Raw genomic sequence first — 21,288 nt, forward strand, 5'->3', positions numbered from 1 at the left:
ATGCTTGCCTTCCGTCCGGATGCCGGCCTCACTGCTGCGACCGCCCCGGATCGAGCAGCGCCGACGCCGCATGGCCGAGCCGGTCGAAGGCGCCGACGAGCAGCAGCAGCGCCACACCCGGGAATACCGCCAGCCACCACAGTCCGGCATTGAGATACCGCATCGACTCGGACAAGATGACGCCGATCGCCGGCTGGTCGGGAGGCAGGCCGAGCCCGATGAAGGTGATCGCCGCTTCATGCAGGATCGCATGAGGGAATAGAAGCAGGCAGCCGGTCAGCAGATGCGGCAGCAGATGGGGCAGCAGATGCCGCGTCATGATCCAGACGCGGGACTTTCCGAGCGACCGCGACACGGCGACATAATCGGCCGACCGCAGCTGCATCGCCTCCGCGCGGATGAGCCTGGCGAGCGAAGGCCAGTGGGTCAGGGCGACACCGATGAGGACGCCGCGCAAGCCGCCTCCGCAAACGAAAGCGATCAGGATCAGCGTCACCAGATGCGGAAGGCTGAGGAACAGATCCATCAGCCAGGAGACGATCCGGTCCGCCGTGCGGCCGAGCAGCGCGGCCGAGAGCCCGGCGGCGGCGGCGATCGCCGCTCCGGCCAACGATGCGAGCAGGCCGACCTGCAGGCTGAGCCACAGCCCTTGCACAGTGCGGACCAGCATGTCGCGTCCGAGCCAGTCCGTGCCGAGCGGATGACCCCAGGACGGCGGCAGGCTGCGCTCGGCCAGATTCGTGCGCAATCCCTCTCCGCCGCCGGAGAGCGACGCCCACAGGCCGAGCCCCAGCAGAGCGGCGACGAGCAGCGCGGCTCCGACGAGCAGCCGGAGCCGTCCCGACGGCAGGCTTGCCGCCGGGACGGCCTTCCGTTGGCTCGCAGCCTGCATTTCAGGGCGCTCCATCATGATGTACGGCTCCTTTCGCGCAGCCTCGGATCGACCAGCCGATAGCTCAGATCGGCGAGCAGGTTGCCGGCAAAGACGAACAGCGCGCTGCCGAGCACGAGCCCCATGAGCAGCGGCACGTCGCCGCGAAGTCCCGCTTGTACCGTCGCCTGGCCGAGCCCCGGATACGAAAACACCTGCTCCGCCAGCACGGCGCCGCCGAACAGCTCGCTGAAGCCGGCCAGCTGCAGCGTGAGCGCCGGCAGGGCGACTGCCCGCAGTCCATGCCTGCGCAGCAGCGCCCAGCCGCGCTCGCCGCGGGAGCGGGCGTACAGCACATGGTCGCTGGCCAGCACCTCGAGCAGCTTCTGGCGCGTATGGAGCACGACCGGCGCGATGCCGACGACGCTCAGCGTCAGCGCCGGCAGCGCCATGTGGCGCAGCCGGTCCAGCCAGCCGACTTCCTCCGCCGCCATTCCGGCCGGAGCGGCCAGGCCGATCGGGAACCAGCCGAGCGCGACGCCGAACACCGTGAGCAGCAGCAGCGCCAGCCAGAACGGCGGCGTCGAGGCGAGCAGATAGCAGCAGCGGCGGATGAGCCGATCCGGCCAGCGGCCATGCGCCATCGCGGCCGCGATGCCGGCGGAGAAGCCGAGCGCGCCAGACAGCAGCCACGCCGCGGCCATCAGCAGCGCCGAGCTCGCGAAGCGCTCCGCGATCACGTCCGCCACCGGCTCGCGGTAGATCATCGATGTGCCGAGGTCGCCGCTCAGCAGCGCCCCGACCCAGCGGAAAAACCGCTCGAGCGGAGGCTCGTCCAGCCCCCAGTAGGAGGCGATCTGCGCCTGCTGCTCCGGTCCGACGCGGAGGATGTCGGCGCCGATGTACGCCCGCACCGGATCGACCGGCGAATGGCTGACGAGCGTGAACGTGACGGCGCTCACCGCCGCGAGCAGCAGGACGAGCCGGAGCGCCTTTCCAAGGAGGTACAAGCCCCAGCCGCCCTTGATGCCTTCGCCTCCCGAAGCGGACTGCGCCGCCTCTGCTCCGGCCCCGCGCCTCCGCCCGTCTTGGATGTCCGCGCTCAGCTTTTCCATGTCCAGTCCGCGATGTTGTCGGTGATCGGCCAGCCGTGTCCATGCGGCTGGATGCGCTGCTTGCCGACGTCCAGCTTGTCGCTCACGAGATACAGATGGTCGAGGTTGACGAGCCAAGCCCATGGCGCGTCGCCGAGCGCGCTGAAGCCCGTCTCGCCGTCCCACTGCGCCTTCTTCCAGAACTCCAGCGCTTCGGTCTCGGACGGCGCGGCAAGAGCTTTGTCCATCCAGGCATCGACGGTCTTGTTGGCGTAATAGCCGGCGTTGTAGTAGCCGACGCCGCCGGACGCGCCGCGGAACAGATGGTCCATCTCCAGCGGATCGTGGCTCCCCCAGCCGAACAGCGTCGCATCCGCATGCATGCGCTTCTCGATCTCCTCCCAGCTCTTGCCGTCCGGGCGGATCTCGATGCCTGCCGCCCGCACCATGTCCGCCGCGGCCAGCGCGAGCGACTGGCGGGTCACGTCTCCGGCGGGATAGAGCAGCGTGAATTCAGCCCGCTGGCCGTCCTTGTCCAAAATGCCGTCGCCGTCGGGATCGCTCCAGCCGCCCTGCTCCAGCAGCTGCCGCGCTGCGGCGGGATCTCCGTCCGGCACCGTCGTATCCGGGTTCCACCAAGGCAGGCCGTCGCTCGGAGAATAGGCGGGAGAGCCGTAGCCGTCCAGCACGCCGTCGACGAGCGCCTGCCGGTCGATCGCCGCGTTCACCGCTTTGCGGATCGCCGGGTCGGACGTCACGTCGTTGCCGATCGGATCGCCGCCTGACGTCTTGCCGCCGGCGGGCTTGTAGGGGAATTGGATGCCGCGATTGTCCACCGACTTCACGTCGACGAGCGTCATGCCCGCCACCGGCTGACGGCTGAACGACGACGGGATGTAGGCGACGTCCGCCTCCCCGGCCTTGGCGGCCGCGAACGCCGCGTCCTCGCCGAGAAACAGGAACGTCAAGCGCTTGAAGGACGGCTTGCGTCCGTAATAATCGGGGTTGGCCTCCACGATCAGCTGCTGGCCCTTGTCCCACTGGACAAGCTGGAACGGCCCCGAGCCGATCGGCTGCTCGGCGTAGCTCGGGCCATACGCATGCTTCGGCACGATGCCGGTGGAGACGAGCAGGCTGACGAACGTCGATTGCGGCGAATGGAGGCGGAATACGACCACATCCACGGCCGGCGCTTCCACGGCCTCGAGATTCGTCAGATCGACGGCCGCCCCGCTCTTCGCCGTCTGCTCGAACGTGAACGCCACGTCTTCGGCCGTCACCGGCACGCCGTCCGTGAAGACAGCGTCTCCGCGCAGCTTGACGGTCCACTCCAGTCCGTCGCCGCTGACCTCGTAGCCGGTCGCCAGATCGTTTACGATGTTCAAGTCGTCGTCGCGCTTCAGCAAGGTGCTCTGGAAAAGCGGCGAGCCGTAGCGGCCCCAGCCGGTGACCGGGTCGAACCCCGTCTCCGGCTCCGAGCCGACAGCAAGGATAAGGCTGTCCTTCGCCTGGGCTGCGGCTTGCCCGGCGTTGCCGTCCGCCTCCGCGCCGGCCCCTGCCGGCTTGGCCGAAGGCGCCGGCGTTCCTTCCGCTCCGGCGCAGCCTGCGAGCGCGACGGCGATGAGCGCGGCCGCGACAGCCGGCCTCAGCATTCGGCGCTTTTCCCGACGGAAGCCGGCTCCGCTCCCGTTCCTGACGTCCTGCCTTCCCCGATCATGCCTCATGTTCTCTCCCCCATTTTCCGCTGTACGGCTCCTGTGTGTTACGATTCCTCCCGATTGTAGCACACGATGCCGGATCTGCCTATGAAAAACTGCCTCTTCACGTCATATTACCTGACATTTAGACAGGTAGATAAAAACGAAAAAGACTGCCCGCAGGTCCGCCGACGCGACCTGGAGCAGCCGTGAGTTGTCCTGGCGCCAACGCGGAACGCTCGCCGCGCGGGACCGAACGAGAACGAAGCGCAGCCAGCCGAATCTCCCCGCGCTCGATCTCCTATTCTAAAAACGTGACCGACATTTCCGCGACCTGCACGCCTTTCTGCGCCTGGATCGCCCCATGGAGCCTGCGCAGCCTCTCCACGCGCCCGCGGATGAGGATGATCTCCATGCACTGATGATGCGTCAGATGGACATGCATCGTGCTGATGATCTCTTCGTGGTAGTCATGCTGCAGCTCGGTCAGCAGCAGCGGCAGCTCCCGCACATGATGGTCGTACACGAGCGAGATCGTGCCCGCGACCGCCGTCTCCGGCGCGATCCCCTCGTCCTCCAGCATGGCCTTGCGGGCCATGTCCCGGATCGCCTCCGAGCGGTTCGTGTAGCCCTTCGCCTCGATATAGCCGTCGAACCGCTCGATCAGCGGCGCCGGAAATGCGACGCCGAACCGGACGAGCTCTTCTTTTTCCGCCATGCTCTCCCTCCTCTTGCCTTCGATTTTAGCATAGCGGGAGATTTTTAAGCGAACGCATGTATAAGCGGCGCGCCGGGCGGACATCCTTGTACTACCGGCGTCGAGAGATGCCGTAGACACCGCGGAGAAGGCTTACGTTTCCCCATAAGCTCTTCGTCCGGTTTCTCCTCTCCCATGAAAGAGGCCCCCGCAAGGGGGCCTCGCTTTTTTTATGTCCGGCCGTTCTGGAGACAGCGCAAGGCCTTGCGCCGTCAGAGCCGGGTCATCCTAGATTCCGGCTCAGTCCGACGACCTGCTCCCATCCTTCGTCGATGCCGATCTTGCCGAACAGGATGGACTGCACGATGTTGTCGTATTCCTTGGTGAAGTTCGCCCAGCCGCCCTTGTTGCCTGGTCCGGGGTCGAAGGCGGATCCGTCCTTGGACACGGTCTCGATCAGGCCGAGGGCGTTTTTATCGACGGCGGTGAAGTTCTGCTGGATGGCCTCGACGACCGTCCTGGACACCGGGATGCCGCGCGAGGTGCCCAGTATCGCTGCCGCTTCCTCGCTGTTCACGAACCAGTCGATGAACTTTTTCGCCTCTTCCTTATGCTTGCTGTTCGGGCTGACGCTCCAGTACATGGACGCCTTGAGCCAGCCGCTCGCCTGGGCGCCGCGCGGAAGCGCCGTCAGCGCCAGATCGCCGGGCATGAGCGCGTCGAACCCGCCGAATTCCGCCGCATGAGCTCCCTTGAGCAGAATCTTCTTCTGCACGAGCAGGTCCATCTGCGCGTCCTGTCCCTTGTCGGACACGGTCACGTCCGGAGGGGCCGCGAGCTTGTCCTGCCGCAGGACGGCCCACTTGTTCATCCAATCCTTCCAGGTCGCTTCGTCATAATGGAACTTGCCGTCCTTGCTGAGGCTGTAGCCCTTGCCCATGCTCAGCTGATAGCTCATGTACATGGCGCCGTCCGCCGTCAGATCCTTGCTCAGGTACTGGTCCTTCGCCAGCTTGGGCTTGATGTCACGGGCCAGCTGGAAAAACTCGTCCCACGTCGTCGGCGGCGCGACGCCGAGGCTGTCCATCATCGTCTTGTTGTAGATCATGCCCCAGGCGTTGTTGCCGAGCGGCATCGCGTACAGCTTGCCCTCATAGGTGCCGGTCTCGAGCAGCGACGTGTCGATGTCCGCCGCCGGGATCGAGGAGAGGTCCTCGAGCCTCCCGCTCGACGCCCAGTCATTGAACCAAGCCGCGTCCATCTGGAACAGATCCGGCGTATTTTTGCCCGCCGACATCGTGGACAGCTTGTCCTGATAGCCGTCGAAGGATTGATATTCCGGCTCGAAGGCGATGCCCGGATTGGCGCTCGCATACGCGTCCAGCGCTTTCAGCGTCGCATCGTGCCGGGCCTGGGAGCCCCACCACATGATCCGCAGCTTGACTGTAGCGCCGCCTCCATCCGCCGTCCCCGCCTCTTCCTCCTTGACGCCGCTGCATGCGCTCAGCGTCCCTCCCATCATGAGCAGGATCAGCAAGCCTGCCGTCATCCGTTTTCTCAACCTGGTCAGCCTCCCTCAACGAGTTTATCCGATTTGCCTTGCTCTGCTTGCGCGGCCGGACCGAGCGCCTCGCGCGCGTCCAGCCGCTTTCCGGAGGCGGGCGGCCTGGACCGCATGGCTCACGCCTTGTAGAACTCCGTCGGGCTTTTTCCGGTATGGCGCTTGAACAGCGTCGTGAAGTAAGGCACGTTGCGGTAGCCGACCTTCTCGGCGATCTCCGCGACGAGCAGCCGCTTCTCCAGCACCATGCTCTTGGCCCGCTCCATGCGCACCCGCGTCAAGTAGTCGCCGAACGTCTCTCCTGTCGCCTGGCGGAAAATCGTGCTGAGGTGGTTCTTGGAGATGTACACGCGGTCCGCCAGCTGCTGCAGATGGATATTCTCGGCATAATGCTCGTGGATGTACTGAATGATGAAATCGACCGTTTCCTTGTGCTTCAGGTTCTCGTTGGGCGCATACCGCGAGCAGACGAGGCGGATCTTTTCCGCGACCCAGTCCTTCCACGACGAGACGCCTTCGACCAAGGCGAGCTCGCGGGACAGCTCCGACGGCGCAAGCGCGTCGTCCAGCCGGATGCCGGATTCGTACAGCGTGAACGACAGGATGGCGAACAGCTGCGCTCCGATCTCCTCCAGCATCGCCTCGTCGAGACTGGACGCCGCTCCTCCCCCCTCCCGGCAAAACTGCTCCAGCGCCAGCAGCGCGCGCCGCTCGTCGAAGCTGCGGATGGCGTCCGCCATCTCCTGGAAAAACCGGACCGGCCGCAGCTCCCGGCTGCTGCCGGGAGAGCCGCTTCCCTCCTCGTGCAGGTAGACGCACGGATGGAGCGGATGAGGCTGGCGCCTGGAGCCAAGCGCCCGGAACGCCTCCTCCGTCGAGTCGGCGGCGAGCCGCCAATCGGACTTGCGCGAGCCCGCTCCGATGCGGAGCTTGACGTGAAGGCAGCTGCCGGCGGCGTCGACGATCCGTCCCGCCAGCTCCAGCGCCTCCTGACGGAAGACAGGCTCCGGCCAGGACAGCGGCTTGCTGAGCAGGATCGCCATCTGATGGCTGTGCAGCTCCAGAAACAAGCTTCGCATGCCGGCGGCTGCGGCCAGCTCCTCCACCATATTGCCGATGGCGAAGCGGAACAGGCTCCAGTCGCGCAGAGACATGCCCTCCATCCGGCCCTGCCTTTTCAGCTCCACAGCGAGCGTCATCACCTGCGCTCGGCTCCAGCCCAGCTTCGCCGGCAGCTCGGCCGCCGCTCCCGACGGCGACGGCACGCCTCCCGTCAGCACCGACTTCGCCCATTCCCGTTCCCAATAAGGCTCGTATTGCAGCAGCTTCTCGCGGATTTCCCGCTCCTCGCTTTCCACGGCCTTTTGCCGGGACAGCTCCGCCGCTACCCGCCCCAGCACTTCGCGGATCGTAGGCAGCGAGGCCGGCTTGGGCAAATAATCGTCCACCGAGAGCCGGAGCGCCTTGCGCGCGTAGTCGAAATCCGAATAGCCGCTCAGGATGATGATCTTGCCTCCGTACTCCTGCTTGCGCAGCTCCTCGATCATGTCGAGGCCGTTCATCACCGGCATATAGATGTCCGTGATGACGATGTCCGGGTTTTTCTCCTCGATGAGGCGCAGCCCTTGCTCGCCGTCCGACGCCTCCCCGACCAGGCTGGCATCCAGCTGGTCCCACGGGATGAGCCGGGACATGCCGTCCAGAGCCTGCCGGTCGTCATCCACGATCGCGATCGTCCACATGCGGCTCGCCCCTTTCGGCTCCATGATCCTCTCGGCTCGGCAGATAGATCTCCACCCGCGTCCCCTTCCGCTCCGGCAGGGAGCGAAGCTCGACCCCGTAAGGCCTTCCGAACAGCACCTCGATTCTTTCCTTCACGTTGCGGACGCCGTACCCGCCTGTCCGAGTCCGCTTGCGGGCTTGCCAGTCGTCCCGCAGCCCGATGCCGTCGTCCTGGACGACGAGCCGCATGCCGCTGCCGTGCTGCTCGCCCGCGATCGTGACCAGCCCTCTGCTGCGGCCATGGAATCCGTGCACGATCGCGTTCTCGACAAAGGGCTGCAGCGTCAGCTTCGGCACGAGCAGCTCCCGCAGCTCGCCCGCGACCTCGATCCGGTACTCCAGCCCGCTCCGCCACTTCGCCTGCTGGATCCCCAGGTAGCTCTCCACGAGCAGCAGCTCCTCCTGCAGCGGAATCATCGTCTCGCCGCCGGACAGGCTGATGCGGAACATCCGCCCCATCAGCTCCACCACATGGCTGATCTTCTCCTGTCCCGCCTCGATCGCCATCCAGTTGAGCTGGTCCAGCGTGTTGTAGAGGAAATGGGGATTGATCGCCGCCTGCAGCGCCCGGATCTCCGCCCGGCGCTGGGCGCGATGCTGCTGCTCGAGCGACTGGTACAGCCCCTCGATCCTTTCGGTGAGCTTGCGGTAGCCTCCGAACAGGCTGCCGAATTCATTGCGGTACTCCGTCTGCGGCGGCCGCGCCGGCCGGCCCGGCGCGTACGACTGTATCAGCTGCACGAGCTGCCGGATCGGACGGGTGAAGCTGCGGGACAAATAAAGCGTGAAAACGAGCGCCAGCAAAATCGCGGCCGCGCCGACTCCGGCCAGCGTCCAGGCGAGGCGGACGCTGCCGCCCGTGATCTCCTTCCAGGGCGTCAGCTCCACCAGCATCCAGCTGTTGGGCGTCGTGCGGGACCATACGGTGAGCATGTCCTTGGCCGGCTGCGAGCCGGCTGCGGCCAAGCGCTGGCGCGCATGTCCGGCATCTCCCCGCACCTGCTGCTGCAGCGCCTCGATCTCGCCCGGCGGCAGAGCTCGATTCGCATGCATGATCATGCGACCTCCGGAATCGAGCAGCAGACGGCTGGCCGAAGAGTTGTCCTCGGTCAGGATCGACTGCAGGAACCGCATGCGCACGTTGAGGACGAGGAGGCCGAGATTGACGCCCTCCGGCGTATTGATCCGGCGGATGAAGCTGACCGCCTGCTGCTCCCCTTGAGGGGAGCCGACAGCGCGCTGCCCGACCCAGACGGAGTCCGCCTTTTCGACCGCGGCATGCCAGCTCTCCGATCTGGCTTGGGATAGCGGCAAGTACTGGATCGCGGCGTTCGGATCGACCTGCAGCGGTTCGTTCATGTACACCTGGAAGGTGAAGATCGATCGCGAGCTGTTCAGAATCGGCGCCAGGTAGTCTCGGTTCAGCTCGTCCCTCGCCTTTTTGAGCGCGAAGTAATCCCCCTTGCTCGTCAGGTAGCTCGCCAGCTGGGCGTTGAGCGAGATGAACAGCGCCGTCTGCTCGACCGCATCCATCTGATCGGTCAGCTGCTTGTTGAGCTGCTGCAGCATGGCCTGCTGATAGGCGGAGGCGCTCGTCGCCTGCTCGCGGGCCGACAGCTGGTAGCTGACAGCCATGATGACCGTGACCAGCAAGCCGATGAAGGCCGCGAAGCTCAGCAAAAACACCTTGTCCACGCGATGCTTGCGAAACGGGTTCATGAGGATCAGCCCTTTTCTCGTCTGAGTGCCGGGAAAGGCGGCTGTCGCCCGCTCTCCCCAGGGCTCCCATTTTATCCGTGTCCGCGGAGCTGCGCCAGAGCGCAGGCGCCTATCCTTTTAGGCCGGAGGTGGCGATGCCCTCGACGAAATGCTTCTGCGCCAGGAAGAAAATGAGCACCGGCGGAAGCACGGACAAGAGCGACATCGCCAGCAGCTGGCCCCAGGCGACGGCGGACTGCGTGTCGATGAACATGCGCAGAGCGAGCGGAACGGTGTACTTGTCCACGGTATTGAGGTAGATCAGCGGGCCGAAGTAGTCGTCCCATCCCCAGATGAACGAGAAGATCATGACCGTAATCAGCGCCGGCACGGTCAGCGGCATGACGATCCGCGCGTAGATGCCGAACCAGGAGCAGCCGTCGATCTTCGCCGACTCGTCGAGCTCGCGCGGGATGCCGCGGATGAACTGCACGAGGAGGAAGATGAAGAACGCTCCGCCCATCGCGGACGGCACGATCAGCGGCAGATATGTGTTGATCCAATCGAAGGCGTGGAACATCGTATACTGCGGAATCAGCGTCACTTGGCCCGGCAGCATCAAGGTGAGTAGCAGGATCGAGAACCACATGCCCTTGAGCGGAAAGGTCAGCCTCGCGAAGCCGAAGGCGACGAGGCTGGCCGAGACGACATGCAGCAGCGTCGTCGAGGCGTTCAGCAGGAGGCTGTTCTCGAAAAACCGCGTGAAGGTGTATTGCGGCAGGGCGACCCAGCCGTCGGAGTAGTTTCGCCACAGCCACTGCTCGGGGAACAAGCCGGGATTGCCGAGCTCCGCCGCCGATTTGAACGACGCGCCGATCCACCACAGCAGAGGATAGGACATGACCAGGCAAGCGGCGATCATGACCAGATGGACGAGCAGGTTGCTTTTGCGAGGCTTGCCGTTCATTTTCGTCCCTCCGTTTCATAGAACACCCAATACTTCGACGCGACGAAGTTGAGCGCCGTCACGACACCGATGATGACGAGCAGAATCCAGGCCAGCGCCGAGGCGTATCCCATCTGCAGCGAGCCGAACGCCTTGTTGTACAGGAACAGCGCGAACATCTCCGTGGAGTTGACCGGGCCGCCATTCGTGACGATGTAGGCGGACGTGAACATCTGGAAGGCGTTGATGATGCCCATGACGAGGTTGAACAGGATGACCGGCGACAGCATCGGCAGCGTGATCCGCGCGAACTTGCGCAGCCTCGACGCGCCGTCGACCGAGGCGGCCTCGTACAGCTCGGACGGAATCTGCTTGAGTCCGGCGAGGAAGATGATCATCGCGGAGCCGAACTGCCAGGCGGTCAGAAGCACCAGCGTGCCGAGCGCGGTGGATGGCGTGCCGATCCAGTTCTTGGGATCGATGCCGACCAGGACGGCCAGCTGGTTGACGAAGCCGTTGAGGCCGAAAATATTGCGCCACAGCACGGCCACGGCCAGGCTGCCTCCGATCAGGGAAGGCAGATAGACGAGGGTGCGGTAGAACGAGATGCCCCGGATCTGCCGGTTCAGCAGCATGGCGATCAGCAGGGCGGCGATCAGCTTGAGCGGCACCGAGGCGGCGACATAGACGAAGGTGACCCGCAGCGAATTGAAGAACAAGCGGTCCTGCGAGATGTCCCGGTAGTTGTCGAGGCCGATCCAGCGGGCCGGCTCCAGCAGCGAGAACTCGGTCATCGACAGATAGAAGGACTGGATGATCGGCCATAGCTGCAGGATGAGGAAGCCGAGCAGCCAAGGCGCGATGAACAGATAGCCGACGACTGGCGCGTTCCAGCGCTGCCCGGCCTTTTTGGTAATCGCTTTCACATCGGGTCGCGCGCGGGCTGGATCGGCAGGTTGAAGGGAAGGCAAGTCCATGAATTCACCTCTCGCTAGTGGATGAGGCTAGTATAGTGGATGAGGACTCGGGGCTGTAGGCGGCGATCGTACGAATTCTTTCACGATTGACCGATCGGGGCCGGACGAGCCCGTCCTCGTCGATGCCCGGACGCGAGATCGGCGCTCCGGCCCGGCATGGAACGCAAAAACGGGACGAAACGGAGTGGATCTCCGCTTCGTCCCGTTCGCCGGGTTCATCGGCCGCAGCCGTCCGGCAGACTCGTCGGTCATGCCTGCACGTCCGGCAAAGCCGCCCTTACGCCGTCCAAAGCCTCCTGCTCCGTGCGCGCCCGCACGAGCCGCTCCCGCTCCTGGTCGTAGCGGTCCGCTCCATGCTCGTAGCGCGGATCATAATAATGCTCCAGCAGCAGCTCGGCCGCGACGTCGAAGCGGTCCTGCTCGATGCTCTGCTGGATCTCCTTCGCCACGGGAGTGTGCATGCGCGGCTTGATGATCTTGAACGCATGCAGGCAGGCGTCCTTATGCTCCGCGGGCCGATAGTCCTGCACGATATGCCGCACGCGCACCGGCATCGGCAGCTCGAGCCGGATCGGCACACCGCTCTCCTTGGCATCCATGAGGAACTGCGGCATCGTGCATTTGCCGATGCGCCGGCTCTCCGCCTCCATGATGACATATGGCGCCTGCTCGAAGCGCAGCAGCGCCTCCAGCAGCTCGGCGTCGAACGTCTTCTGGTTGCTCCCCCGCAGGCCGACGTCGCCGAAGATCGAGCCCCGATGGCACGCGAAGCCCTCGAGATCGAGCACCGGATAGCCTTCCTCGGCAAGCTGGCGGAGGATGGCCGTCTTGCCGGTGCCGGTATTGCCGTGCAGCACGTAGGCCGGCTTGTCCAGCCGGTACGTCTCCAGCGTCTCCACGACCCAGCGGCGGTACTCGCGGTAGCCGCCGGCCACCCGGTAGCAGTGGATGTCCATGAGGCCGAGCAGCGTCGCCGTCGTGCGGCTGCGGCCGCCGCCGCGCCAGCAGAACAGCGCGATCTTGCCCGGCAGCGCCGCGAATTCGGCGATGAACGCCGGCAGCTTGGCGCTCATGAGCTCGAGCCCGCGCCGCTTGGCCTCGGCCATGCCGCGCTGCTTGTAGAGCGTGCCGATCTCCGCCCGTTCGGCGTCGTCGAAGAACGGGATGTTGACGCTGCCGGGAATCGTCGCGTCCGCGAATTCCGAGGGCGAGCGGACGTCGACGATCGTCAGCTCCTTGCGGTCCCTCATGTCCCGCAGCTCGGGTACGGTCAAGTCTTGAAACATCGCCATTCCTTCTCTCTCTTATACGGTCCGGATGCGTCCGGCCTGCTCGGCCGACGCCTCGCCGATGATGGCGGCGTCGACGCCGCCCTCGCGCAGCTCACCGAGCAGCGCCTGCGCCTGCTCCGGAGCGACGGCGATCAGCAGGCCGCCCGACGTGACCGCGTCGCACAGGATGAAGCGGTCGATCTCGTCATGCTGGTCGGCAAAATCGACCGAAGGGCTCACATGCGCATGGTTGTTGCGCGTGCCGCCGGGGATGAAGCCGGCTTCGGCCAGCTCGCGGGCGCGCGGCAGCACCGGCACGGCGTCCTTGACGATCGTCAGGCCGACGCCGCTGCCCTTGGCCATCTCCATCGCGTGGCCGAGCAGGCCGAAGCCGGTCACGTCCGTGCACGCATGCACGTCGTAGCCGTCCATGATCTCGGCGGCGCGGCGGTTCAGCGTCGACATGACGCGCGTCACTTGCTCGACCTCGTCCGGCGAAAGCTGGTCCTTCTTGATCGAGGTCGTGTAGATGCCGACGCCGATCGGCTTCGTCAGCAGCAGCGCGTCGCCCGGCTTCGCCCCGGCGTTGGTCCGCACCCGGTCCGGATGCACGAGGCCGGTGACGGCCATGCCGAACTTCGGCTCCTTGTCGTCGATCGAGTGGCCGCCGAGCAGAGTCGCGCCGGACTCGGCCAGCTTGTCGCCCGCTCCGCGCAGGATGTCGGCCAAAATGGCCTTGTCCAGCGTCTGGATCGGGAACGCGACGATGTTGAGCGCCGTCAGCGGCTTGCCGCCCATCGCATAGATGTCGCTGATCGCATTGGCCGCGGCGATCTGCCCGAACGCATACGGGTCGTCGACGATCGGCGTGAAGAAATCGACCGTCTGCACGAGCGCCATGTCGGCGCTCAGCCGGTAGACGCCGGCGTCGTCGCTCGTATCGAGCCCGACGAGCAGGTCGGGATTGGGCACCGACGGAGGGAGCTGGCGCAGCACCTGCGACAGGTCGGCCGGTCCGATCTTGCAGCCGCAGCCGCCCTTGCTGGACAAGGACGTCAGTTTGACGCTTGGAGTTATCGACATCGGTTTCCCTCTTTTCCGTGAGCTATCGTTCAACCCATCCATTATACGACAAGCTCGGTCCGGCTCCAACTCCGGCCGGCCGCCGCCTGGCGCTTCGCTTCCGCTTCCGCTTTCGGAGCGCTGTGCTATAATAGTCGAGCATCTGACACCATTCTAGGAGGTTATTCCGTCTTGAGCCCTTCTTCCCCCATGCCCTCCGGGCAGCAGAACGACGGCCGCAAAGCGCTGTGGCTCGCCGTCCTGTTCATCCTCATCGCCGCCACCGGCCTGACCTACATCAAGTGGTGGCCCTACTACGGCAAGGCGATCAAGGCGATCACCGAGCATACGATCGGCAGCTCGATCCTGACCGGCGGCCAGGAAGCGATTCCGAATCCTTCCTGGCAGTCCGCATGGGACTATGCCGTCGTCTACTATAAAGCCGTATGGAAAGCCGCCGTATTCGGCATCCTGCTCGGCTCGCTCGTGCAGGTGCTGCTGCCCGCGAACTGGCTTATGCGCGTGCTCGGCCAGCGCACGTTCCGCAGCACCGTATGGGGCGGCGTCGCCTCGCTGCCCGGCATGATGTGCTCCTGCTGCGCCGCGCCGATCGCCGCCGGCCTGCGCAAGAAAAACGTCTCCGTCGGAGCCGCGCTCGCGTTCTGGCTCGGCAATCCGCTGCTCAATCCGGCGACGCTGATCTTCATGTTCTTCGTGCTCGGCTGGGACTTCACGCTGCTGCGCCTAGCCTTCGGCCTGGCGATCACGTTCGGCGTCAGCTACTTGGCGAACCGCTTCGCGGGAGACGCGTCCGTCTCCGAGGACAAGCTGCCGGCCGAGGCGCTCGCTCCAGCCCAGGCGGACGACCGGCCGTTCCTCGTCCGCTGGGGACGCAGCCTCGGCACGATGCTGCTGAACGTCATCCCGGCGTACATCCTCGCCGTGCTGCTGCTCGGCGCCGCGCGCGCCTGGCTGTTCCCGACGCTCGGCGAAGGAGCCGGCACGACGGTGCTGGCGCTGATCCTGTTCGCGATCGCGGGCACGCTGTTCGTCATTCCGACGGCGGCGGAAATTCCGATCGTACAGTCGTTCCTGTCGCTCGGCTACGGCGGCGCGGCCGCCGGCGCCCTGCTCGTCACGCTGCCGACGGTCAGCCTGCCCTCGCTGCTCATGCTGCGCCGCGCCTTCCCGGCGCGCGTGCTCTGGCTCGTGTTCGGCTCCGTCGTCGCGTCCGGCCTCTTGAGCGGGCTGATCGGCGCGTTCCTGTTCTAATCGGCTGCATGTAAAAAAAGACGGAAGCCCGGCTGCGGCCGGAAGCTTCCGTCTTTTTTATTTCGAGTAGGGATCAGGCCATCCCGCCACTCAGCAGCCGTCCGGCTCCAGGCAGGCGGCCGCTTCGCTGCGGTTCTCCCGAGCGAGGCGGCCGAGCAGCCGCACGACGACGATGAACAGCGCGAGGGCGAACAGCACTGATGCAAAAGGATGCTCCGGCAGCGCCATATAGCCGAACATCGGCCCCATTAGGCCGCCCATCGCTCCGCCGAGCAGACCTTCCAGCGCCGGCGCGGCTCCGTGGCGGCTGCCCGCCGCATAGCCGGCCCAGGCTGCGGCAGCTCCCGCGCCGATCGCAGGAAGCGTGAACTGGCCGAGCAGCACCGACAGGATCGTGCCGCCGGCCAGTCCGGCCGCCATCGAAAAGCCCATGCAGCACATCATGAGCGGCATCTCGGCCGGCCGCTCCATGTATCGCAGCCGCAGCATCTGGCGGAGCGTCAAGGCGCCGATCAGCAGCAGCGCCAAGATTTCGAACACGGCCGCCGCGAGCGGCCAGCCATGCAGCGGCGCCTGCAGCCCGCCGCCCGCCGTTCCACCGCCGTGACTCATACCATGGCTGGCGGGAGCCGAATCCGGAGCCGGCGCTTGCTGCACGGCTACAGCCTGGGTCGTCTGCCGGATCGGATCGGCGCCGGCCGCTTTCGCCGTCCCCGCCATCCCGGCCGATCCGCAGCCGAGGGCGAGCCAAAGCAGCAAGCCCGCCGCGGCGGCGATCAGCCCTTTTACGGCAGCGCGGACAGCCATGCCGCGCCGATGCTCCGGCAGCCGTCCGTCTGCGGCTTGTCCCGCGTCGGCGGCTGTCCGTCTCGGGGCGGCAATCCTTTTTCGCATCCCATTCCCTCCTCTGGCCCGGTGAGCGAAGTCCATCTCTCATCTGTATGAACCTTGAGGCGGGGCTAGAAGCGGCCGGCGTCCTTTCCAGTTCCTGGTCTTCCCAAACGTACGTTCCCTGTTATACTGGAGACAAGCTCCGCACAGGAGAGAACCGACCAGGAGGACGACCATGACCCGCACCGACAGACGACCGCTTCGCCTGCTCTTCTCCCTGCTCGCCGCGCTGCTGCTGGCGGCGCTGCTCGGCGGCTGCTCGTTCGAGCTCAAGCTGCCGCAGCCATCCGCAGCGCCCTCCGGCCATGACGCGACGATTTATTTCCCGTCCGAGCGGTATCCCGATACGGCCGAGCATATCCGAGCCGCGATCGCCGCCGGCGCCTCGGCCATCTGCACGATCGACCGGGACGGAGCGGACGCCAACCGCCGCGAGTCGCTCCAGGGCATCCCGACGCGCAAGAAATTCGACCGGGACGAGTGGCCGATGGCGATGTGCCGCGAAGGCGGAGCCGGCGCGGATGTCGCCTACGTCAAGTCCTCCGACAACCGCGGCGCCGGCTCCTGGATCGGCAACCAGCTGCGGGGCTACGAGGACGGGACGCGCATCCGCTTCGTCGTGCCTTGACCCATGGCGCCGCGGCCCGGATCGAGCCGCATCCGGCGCCGGCCGCGACGCTCCGGCGCAGCTCGAGCAATCTGCTTCCGCCGGTCCAAATGCAAAAAGCCCGCTTCATCCGATATGTCGGATGAAGCGGGCTTTTTGCCGCTGAAGCCTCGTTTTACAGCACCTTTTCAAGGAAACTGATCGTCCGCTCCTGGCGCGGCCGTCCGAACAGCTCCTCCGGCGGGCCTTCCTCGACGATGCAGCCGCCGTCCATGAAGATGACCCGGTCGGCAACCTCGCGGGCGAAGCCCATCTCATGCGTCACGACCATCATCGTCATGCCCTCGCTCGCCAGGCTCTTCATGACGCCGAGCACCTCGCCGACCATCTCCGGATCGAGCGCCGACGTCGGCTCGTCGAACAGCATGATGTCGGGGTTCATCGCCAGCGCCCGGGCGATCGCCACGCGCTGCTTCTGGCCGCCGGACAGCTGCGCCGGGTAAGCGTCCGCCTTGTCGGAGAGCCCGACCCGCTCGAGCAGCCGCAGCGCGGTCTGCCGGGCCGCCGCCTCGTCCAGCTTGCCGAGCTCCGTCGGAGCGAAGGCGATGTTGCGGACCACGCTGAAGTGCGGGAATAGGTTGAAATGCTGGAACACCATGCCGATGTTCTCGCGCACCTTGTTGATGTCCGTATCCTTGGCGTTGATGTCGACGTCGTCGACGACGACGCTGCCGGCGGTGATGTCCTCCAGCCGGTTCATGCAGCGCAGCAGCGTGCTTTTGCCGGAGCCGGACGGTCCGATGACGCAGACGACCTCGCCGGGCTGCACTTGCAGGTCGATTCCTTTCAGCACCTCGTTCGAGCCGAAGCTCTTCTTCAGCCCCTCGACGCGGATCTTACCCATGGCGCACCTTCCTTTCCATGCGTTCCGCCAGCTTCGTCAGCGCGATGATGACGATCAGGTAGAGCACCATGACCGTCGTCCAGATCGTGAACGACTCGAACGTGCGGGCGATGATGATCTTGCCGGACTGGGTCAGCTCGACGAGGCCGATAACCGACAGGATCGACGTATCCTTGAGCGTGATGACCATCTGGTTGATGAAAGACGGCACCATGACGCGGATCGCCTGCGGCAGGATGATCTTGCGCATCGCCTTGCCGTAAGGCAGGCCGAGCGAGCGCGCCGCCTCCATCTGGCCGCGGTCGATCGACTGGATGCCGCCGCGGATGATCTCGGTCACGTACGCGCCGGCGTTGAGGCTGAGCGTCAGGATCGCCGCCAGGAACAGCGGCATCGTGAAGCCGAACGCCTGCGGGATGCCGAAGTAGATGAAGAAGGCCAGCACGATGAGCGGGATGCCGCGGAACACATCGACATACACCGTCGCCACGCCTCGCAGGAAGCGGCTGCCGCCGACCTTCATGAAGGCGAACAGCAAGCCGAGCAGGAAGGCGAAAAACAGCGAGACGATCGTATACAGCAGCGTTTTGCCCAGCCCTTCGAGCAAGTACGGCAGCGACTCGGTGATCAGGTTCCAGCCGCCTCCGCTCGCCTGCTGCGCGCCCTCGCCCAGATAGGCTTCCTGAATGCGGGCATGCTCGCCGCTGTTTTTCAGGTTGGCGAGGCCGTCGTTGAACATGCGCAGCAGCTCGGCGTTCTGCCCCTTGCGCACGGCGAAGCCGTAGGAAGCTCCGGCCACCTTCTCCTCGTCAGTCAGCTGCAGCCCGTTGCCCTGCTGGATGCCGTAGGCGATGACCGGAAAATCGTCGAAGCACGCGACCGAATTGCCGCCTTTGACATCGTCGTACATCTGCGCCGAGTCGTCGAACGGCACGATCGTGAAGCCGTACTCGCCGGCGATCGACTCCGCGTAGCGGTAGCCCTCGGTTCCGGTCTTGACGGCGACCTTCTTGCCCCGCAGATCCTCGTACGTCCGCGTCTGGCTGTCGTTCTCGCGCACCGCCATGATGACGCCGGAGTCGAAGTACGGCTCCGAAAAATCGAACTTGAGCTTGCGCTCGTCCGTGATGCTCATGCCGGCGATGACGCCGTCCACCTGGCCGGACTCCAGCGCCTGCACGGCGGCATTGAAGCCGAGCGGCTTGATCTCGTAGCGGAAGCCTTGATCGCGGGCGATCGCCTCCATCAGATCCATGTCGATGCCGACGAACTTGCCGCTCGCATCCTGGAACTCGAACGGCGCGAACGTGACGTCCGTTCCGATCTGATACACCTTGCCGGCGGCCGGCTCCGACGCCGAAGCGGTTCCAGTCCATCCGGCCGCGCCCGTCACCGTCAGGATCAGGAGCAGCCATGCCAGCCCAAGCGCGCGAATCGTTCTCATAGTGACCTCCCTTGATGTGTCAACTCCGATGTTTGTTACCCACCAAAAGGACTTTCGTAACAGGCCGAGCTCCATTCGATGGCGGAGGCGGTTGTTCGATTAGAATATCCAGATCGAAAAAAGGGATTCCCGTCCGGCGTGATGCCGGGCAGAAATCCCTGACTTGCAAGTCCAGCCGCGCTCAGGAGGCGGAGCAGTGGGGCATGGCGAGGCCGCCTAGCGGCAGACCCGCACGAGCAGCGCTCAGTAGGCGGAGGAGCGGTCTGGCATGGCGAGGCCGCCTAGCGAACCTGCGCGTGCAGCGAGTGCGGGATCGAGCCAGGCGAGGCCGCCTAGCGGACCTGCGCGTGCAGCGAGTGCGGGATCGAGCCAGGCGAGGCCGCCTAGCGGACCTGCGCGTGCAGCGAGTGCGGGATCGTTCATGGCGAGGCCGCCTAGCGGATCTGCGCGTGCAGCGAGTGTGGGATCGAGCCAGGCGAGGCCGCCTAGCGGACCTGCGCGTGCAGCGAGTGTGGGATCGAGCCAGGCGAGGCCGCCTAACGGACTCGTACGAGCAGCGCGTTGCTGAGCAGGCGTCCCGGGCGGGTGAGGTAGCTGCCGTTGTAATAAAGGCCGCTCGATGCGCCGCCGTCGAGGTTCATCGCCTGCCAAGCGCCCGCCGCCTTCATGATCGAGGCGAGCTGCGGAATCGTCGCGCCGCCGACGGTGAGCAGCAGCAGCTCGTGGTCCTTCGTCAGGCCGAGCGCGCTGCGCGCCCCGCCGCCCGTCAGGATTTTCGGATCGCGGAAGCCTTCCGTCTTCGGATCGAGCTTCGTCTCGCCGTTCACGAGCAGACGCGGACCGGCCTGGAGCGCGCCGTCAATGTCCTCGCCGATCCGCTCCGCGAAGTCGAGGCCCGGCAGCAGCTCGGCTAGATGGTTGGCGTCGTAGGTGAACACCGTCTTTTTGTCGCCGCTGCTCTTGTACAGCATGCTGCCGCCGTTGAACAGATAGCCGTACGGGTTTTTGACGGCGCCGTCGGTGTAGGCGTCGAAAAACGTGCCGTTCACGGCGAGCAGCGCTCCGCCGCGCCGCGCGATGGAGGCGAGCTCCTCGGTGCTGCCGATTTTGTCCTTGGCCGCCGCTACCTCCAGATCGACCCGCGGGTCGAGCAGCGACACGGTCGCCAGCTGGACGGAGAAGCTGCGGCCGGCTGCCCGGATCGTCCGGCTCTCGACCTTAACCGGCTTGCGGGCGAGACTGACCGAGCCGCGCGGAGCGACGGGCACGCGCAGCTGCGCTTCCCCTTTGCCGAGCACGATCGAGCCGGAGGACGGCTCCTGCTTCACGCTCACGCCGAACCGGTCGATCAGCAGCCGCACCGGCACATAGGCCGTTCCTCCGTCGAGGAAAGGCGCACGCGCCAGCGCGAAGCTCTCACCGCCGGAGCGGGCCGTCTTCGAGCCGATCGTGACGGTCGCGCTCCTCTCCTGCTCCGCGATCGACGCCGTCTTTGACGCCGCGTCCCAAGCGACGCTCAGGCCGGGCAGCTGCTTGACCGCGCGCAGCGGCACATAGCTGGAGCCTTCTTCGGCGTAAGCGAATGTTTTTTCGGCGGCGGCGGCAGGCGCCGCGCCCAGGACGAGGGCGGGCAACATGCTCGCGGCGACCGCGGCGGCGATCATTTTAGCGGCGCTATGCGCCTTGCTGGCGGCGCTATGCGCCTTGCTGGCGGCGCCATGCGCCTTGCTGGCGGCGCCATGCGCCTTGCTGGCGGCGCCATGCGCCTTACTGGCGGCGCCATGCGCCTTACTGGCGGCGCCATGCGCCTTACTGGCGGCGCCATGCGCCTTACTGGCGGCGCTATGCGCCTTACTGGATAATCGGTTCATTTCGGTCCAAGCTCCTTCTCGACATCGTGAAATCGTGGAATGGCATGCATCCTAACGATATCGGCCGCTGCCTCCGTCGACGTTAGCTTGCGGCGATGCGGCGGCGTCCGGCTCGCCTGCTCGCTTATCGCAGGCCGAGCCGAATGCCGCTCGGCCCAATCCAAGGCACATTTCTGCCCTGGATCCCCAAATTCCGGCCGCCCATCCGAATCCAAGGCACATTTCTGCCTTGGTTCCGCCAATCCCGGGGCCGCCCAGCCCCATCCAAGGCACATTTCTGCCTTGGATCCTCAAATCCCGGCCGCCCGGCCCCATCCAAGGCACATTTCTGCCTTGGATCCTCATAATCCCCGCCGCTCGGCCCAATCCAAGGCACATTTCTGCCTTGGATCCTCAAATTCCGGCCGCTCGGCCCCATCCAAGGCACATTTCTGCCTTGGATCCGCAAAATCCCGGCCGCTCGGCCCCATCCAAGGCACATTCCTGCCCCGGATCCTCATAATCCCGGCCGCTCGGCCGAAGCCGGCCGTCCCCCTCCCATCGGCCGGCTGCAACGAGCAAAAAAGCCCTCTTCCGCGGATTAAAATTACGCGGAAGAGGACTTCGCCCCAACTTTTCCCCGCCGCCAACTCGGCAAGACCTC

The 21,288-nt window shown here is 65.6% G+C and carries 17 protein-coding genes; 2 read left to right on the top strand and 15 right to left on the bottom strand.

From position 1 onward, the window contains the following. Nucleotides 1-28 precede the first annotated feature (28 nt). The 11 genes from NYE40_RS13770 to selD all read right to left on the bottom strand — a co-directional run bounded on the left by NYE40_RS13770 (nucleotide 29) and on the right by selD (nucleotide 13,677). A complete protein-coding gene (locus NYE40_RS13770; protein ID WP_228551541.1) occupies nucleotides 29-910 on the bottom strand; it encodes an ABC transporter permease in 882 nt (293 codons plus the stop codon). Then, complete coding sequence (locus NYE40_RS13775) at nucleotides 907-1,986, bottom strand: ABC transporter permease (RefSeq protein ID WP_153783747.1); 1,080 nt, start codon at nucleotides 1,984-1,986, stop codon at nucleotides 907-909. Before NYE40_RS13775 ends, NYE40_RS13770 begins: the two co-directional genes overlap by 4 nt. Next, nucleotides 1,974-3,617: an ABC transporter substrate-binding protein gene (locus NYE40_RS13780; protein ID WP_339278564.1), complete on the bottom strand. Its 1,644-nt coding sequence runs from the start codon at nucleotides 3,615-3,617 to the stop codon at nucleotides 1,974-1,976. Before NYE40_RS13780 ends, NYE40_RS13775 begins: the two co-directional genes overlap by 13 nt. A gap of 346 nt (nucleotides 3,618-3,963) precedes the next feature. After that, a complete protein-coding gene (gene nikR / locus NYE40_RS13785) occupies nucleotides 3,964-4,380 on the bottom strand; it encodes a nickel-responsive transcriptional regulator NikR (RefSeq protein ID WP_028596831.1) in 417 nt (138 codons plus the stop codon). Nucleotides 4,381-4,642: 262 nt separating this feature from the next. Further along, nucleotides 4,643-5,920, bottom strand: coding sequence for an extracellular solute-binding protein (locus NYE40_RS13790; protein WP_339278565.1), 1,278 nt, complete (start codon nucleotides 5,918-5,920; stop codon nucleotides 4,643-4,645). 119 nt (nucleotides 5,921-6,039) lie between these two features. Continuing rightward, the gene (locus NYE40_RS13795) at nucleotides 6,040-7,662 is read right to left on the bottom strand and encodes a response regulator transcription factor (RefSeq protein WP_339278566.1); all 1,623 of its coding nucleotides are present in this window, start codon (nucleotides 7,660-7,662) and stop codon (nucleotides 6,040-6,042) included. Beyond that, nucleotides 7,637-9,421: a sensor histidine kinase gene (locus NYE40_RS13800; RefSeq protein ID WP_339278567.1), complete on the bottom strand. Its 1,785-nt coding sequence runs from the start codon at nucleotides 9,419-9,421 to the stop codon at nucleotides 7,637-7,639. The genes NYE40_RS13795 and NYE40_RS13800 overlap by 26 nt, the downstream gene beginning before the upstream one ends. A 109-nt stretch (nucleotides 9,422-9,530) precedes the next feature. Then, the gene (locus NYE40_RS13805) at nucleotides 9,531-10,367 is read right to left on the bottom strand and encodes a carbohydrate ABC transporter permease (RefSeq protein WP_153783751.1); all 837 of its coding nucleotides are present in this window, start codon (nucleotides 10,365-10,367) and stop codon (nucleotides 9,531-9,533) included. Then, nucleotides 10,364-11,323, bottom strand: coding sequence for a sugar ABC transporter permease (locus NYE40_RS13810; RefSeq protein ID WP_028596836.1), 960 nt, complete (start codon nucleotides 11,321-11,323; stop codon nucleotides 10,364-10,366). The genes NYE40_RS13805 and NYE40_RS13810 overlap by 4 nt, the downstream gene beginning before the upstream one ends. Nucleotides 11,324-11,571: 248 nt before the next feature. Then, nucleotides 11,572-12,609 (bottom strand): tRNA 2-selenouridine(34) synthase MnmH, encoded by a 1,038-nt coding sequence (gene mnmH / locus NYE40_RS13815; protein WP_339280056.1) that lies wholly within the window; start codon nucleotides 12,607-12,609, stop codon nucleotides 11,572-11,574. 18 nt (nucleotides 12,610-12,627) lie between these two features. Continuing rightward, nucleotides 12,628-13,677, bottom strand: a complete 1,050-nt coding sequence (gene selD, locus NYE40_RS13820) for a selenide, water dikinase SelD (protein ID WP_153783752.1) — start codon at nucleotides 13,675-13,677, stop codon at nucleotides 12,628-12,630. 189 nt (nucleotides 13,678-13,866) lie between these two features. On the opposite strand from selD, the gene NYE40_RS13825 reads away from it, so the two are divergent. After that, nucleotides 13,867-14,928, top strand: a complete 1,062-nt coding sequence (locus NYE40_RS13825; protein ID WP_153784746.1) for a permease — start codon at nucleotides 13,867-13,869, stop codon at nucleotides 14,926-14,928. Nucleotides 14,929-15,018: 90 nt separating this feature from the next. Here the strand turns inward: NYE40_RS13825 and NYE40_RS13830 are convergent, their stop codons facing one another. Beyond that, nucleotides 15,019-15,822: a hypothetical protein gene (locus NYE40_RS13830; RefSeq protein WP_339278568.1), complete on the bottom strand. Its 804-nt coding sequence runs from the start codon at nucleotides 15,820-15,822 to the stop codon at nucleotides 15,019-15,021. Between the two features lie 172 nt (nucleotides 15,823-15,994). Between NYE40_RS13830 and NYE40_RS13835 the strand changes: the two genes are divergently transcribed. Then, the gene (locus NYE40_RS13835) at nucleotides 15,995-16,447 is read left to right on the top strand and encodes a NucA/NucB deoxyribonuclease domain-containing protein (RefSeq protein WP_339278569.1); all 453 of its coding nucleotides are present in this window, start codon (nucleotides 15,995-15,997) and stop codon (nucleotides 16,445-16,447) included. Nucleotides 16,448-16,601: 154 nt separating this feature from the next. Here NYE40_RS13835 and NYE40_RS13840 read toward each other — a convergent pair whose 3' ends face one another. The 3 genes from NYE40_RS13840 to NYE40_RS13850 all read right to left on the bottom strand — a co-directional run bounded on the left by NYE40_RS13840 (nucleotide 16,602) and on the right by NYE40_RS13850 (nucleotide 20,645). Then, nucleotides 16,602-17,330 (bottom strand): amino acid ABC transporter ATP-binding protein, encoded by a 729-nt coding sequence (locus NYE40_RS13840; protein WP_339278570.1) that lies wholly within the window; start codon nucleotides 17,328-17,330, stop codon nucleotides 16,602-16,604. Next, nucleotides 17,323-18,774, bottom strand: coding sequence for an amino acid ABC transporter substrate-binding protein/permease (locus NYE40_RS13845; RefSeq protein WP_028596843.1), 1,452 nt, complete (start codon nucleotides 18,772-18,774; stop codon nucleotides 17,323-17,325). Before NYE40_RS13845 ends, NYE40_RS13840 begins: the two co-directional genes overlap by 8 nt. 536 nt (nucleotides 18,775-19,310) lie before the next feature. After that, nucleotides 19,311-20,645 (bottom strand): phosphodiester glycosidase family protein, encoded by a 1,335-nt coding sequence (locus NYE40_RS13850; protein WP_228551545.1) that lies wholly within the window; start codon nucleotides 20,643-20,645, stop codon nucleotides 19,311-19,313. Nucleotides 20,646-21,288: the final 643 nt, after the last annotated feature.

It is taken from the genome of Paenibacillus sp. FSL W8-1187 (assembly GCF_037965485.1).
Lineage (GTDB): Bacteria > Bacillota > Bacilli > Paenibacillales > Paenibacillaceae > Paenibacillus_O > Paenibacillus_O pasadenensis.

Excerpts from the sequence above, each read along its gene's own strand:
- NYE40_RS13775 (WP_153783747.1), bottom strand. The coding sequence starts at position 1,986 with ATGGAAAAGCTGAGCGCGGACATCCAAGACGGGCGGAGGCGCGGGGCC.
- selD (WP_153783752.1), bottom strand. The coding sequence starts at position 13,677 with ATGTCGATAACTCCAAGCGTCAAACTGACGTCCTTGTCCAGCAAGGGC.
- mnmH (WP_339280056.1), bottom strand. The coding sequence starts at position 12,609 with ATGTTTCAAGACTTGACCGTACCCGAGCTGCGGGACATGAGGGACCGC.
- NYE40_RS13830 (WP_339278568.1), bottom strand. The coding sequence starts at position 15,822 with ATGCGAAAAAGGATTGCCGCCCCGAGACGGACAGCCGCCGACGCGGGA.
- NYE40_RS13780 (WP_339278564.1), bottom strand. The coding sequence starts at position 3,617 with ATGCTGAGGCCGGCTGTCGCGGCCGCGCTCATCGCCGTCGCGCTCGCA.
- NYE40_RS13770 (WP_228551541.1), bottom strand. The coding sequence starts at position 910 with ATGATGGAGCGCCCTGAAATGCAGGCTGCGAGCCAACGGAAGGCCGTC.
- NYE40_RS13845 (WP_028596843.1), bottom strand. The coding sequence starts at position 18,774 with ATGAGAACGATTCGCGCGCTTGGGCTGGCATGGCTGCTCCTGATCCTG.
- NYE40_RS13800 (WP_339278567.1), bottom strand. The coding sequence starts at position 9,421 with ATGAACCCGTTTCGCAAGCATCGCGTGGACAAGGTGTTTTTGCTGAGC.
- NYE40_RS13825 (WP_153784746.1), top strand. The coding sequence starts at position 13,867 with ATGCCCTCCGGGCAGCAGAACGACGGCCGCAAAGCGCTGTGGCTCGCC.
- NYE40_RS13835 (WP_339278569.1), top strand. The coding sequence starts at position 15,995 with ATGACCCGCACCGACAGACGACCGCTTCGCCTGCTCTTCTCCCTGCTC.
- NYE40_RS13805 (WP_153783751.1), bottom strand. The coding sequence starts at position 10,367 with ATGAACGGCAAGCCTCGCAAAAGCAACCTGCTCGTCCATCTGGTCATG.
- NYE40_RS13795 (WP_339278566.1), bottom strand. The coding sequence starts at position 7,662 with ATGTGGACGATCGCGATCGTGGATGACGACCGGCAGGCTCTGGACGGC.
- NYE40_RS13840 (WP_339278570.1), bottom strand. The coding sequence starts at position 17,330 with ATGGGTAAGATCCGCGTCGAGGGGCTGAAGAAGAGCTTCGGCTCGAAC.
- nikR (WP_028596831.1), bottom strand. The coding sequence starts at position 4,380 with ATGGCGGAAAAAGAAGAGCTCGTCCGGTTCGGCGTCGCATTTCCGGCG.
- NYE40_RS13810 (WP_028596836.1), bottom strand. The coding sequence starts at position 11,323 with ATGGACTTGCCTTCCCTTCAACCTGCCGATCCAGCCCGCGCGCGACCC.
- NYE40_RS13850 (WP_228551545.1), bottom strand. The coding sequence starts at position 20,645 with ATGAACCGATTATCCAGTAAGGCGCATAGCGCCGCCAGTAAGGCGCAT.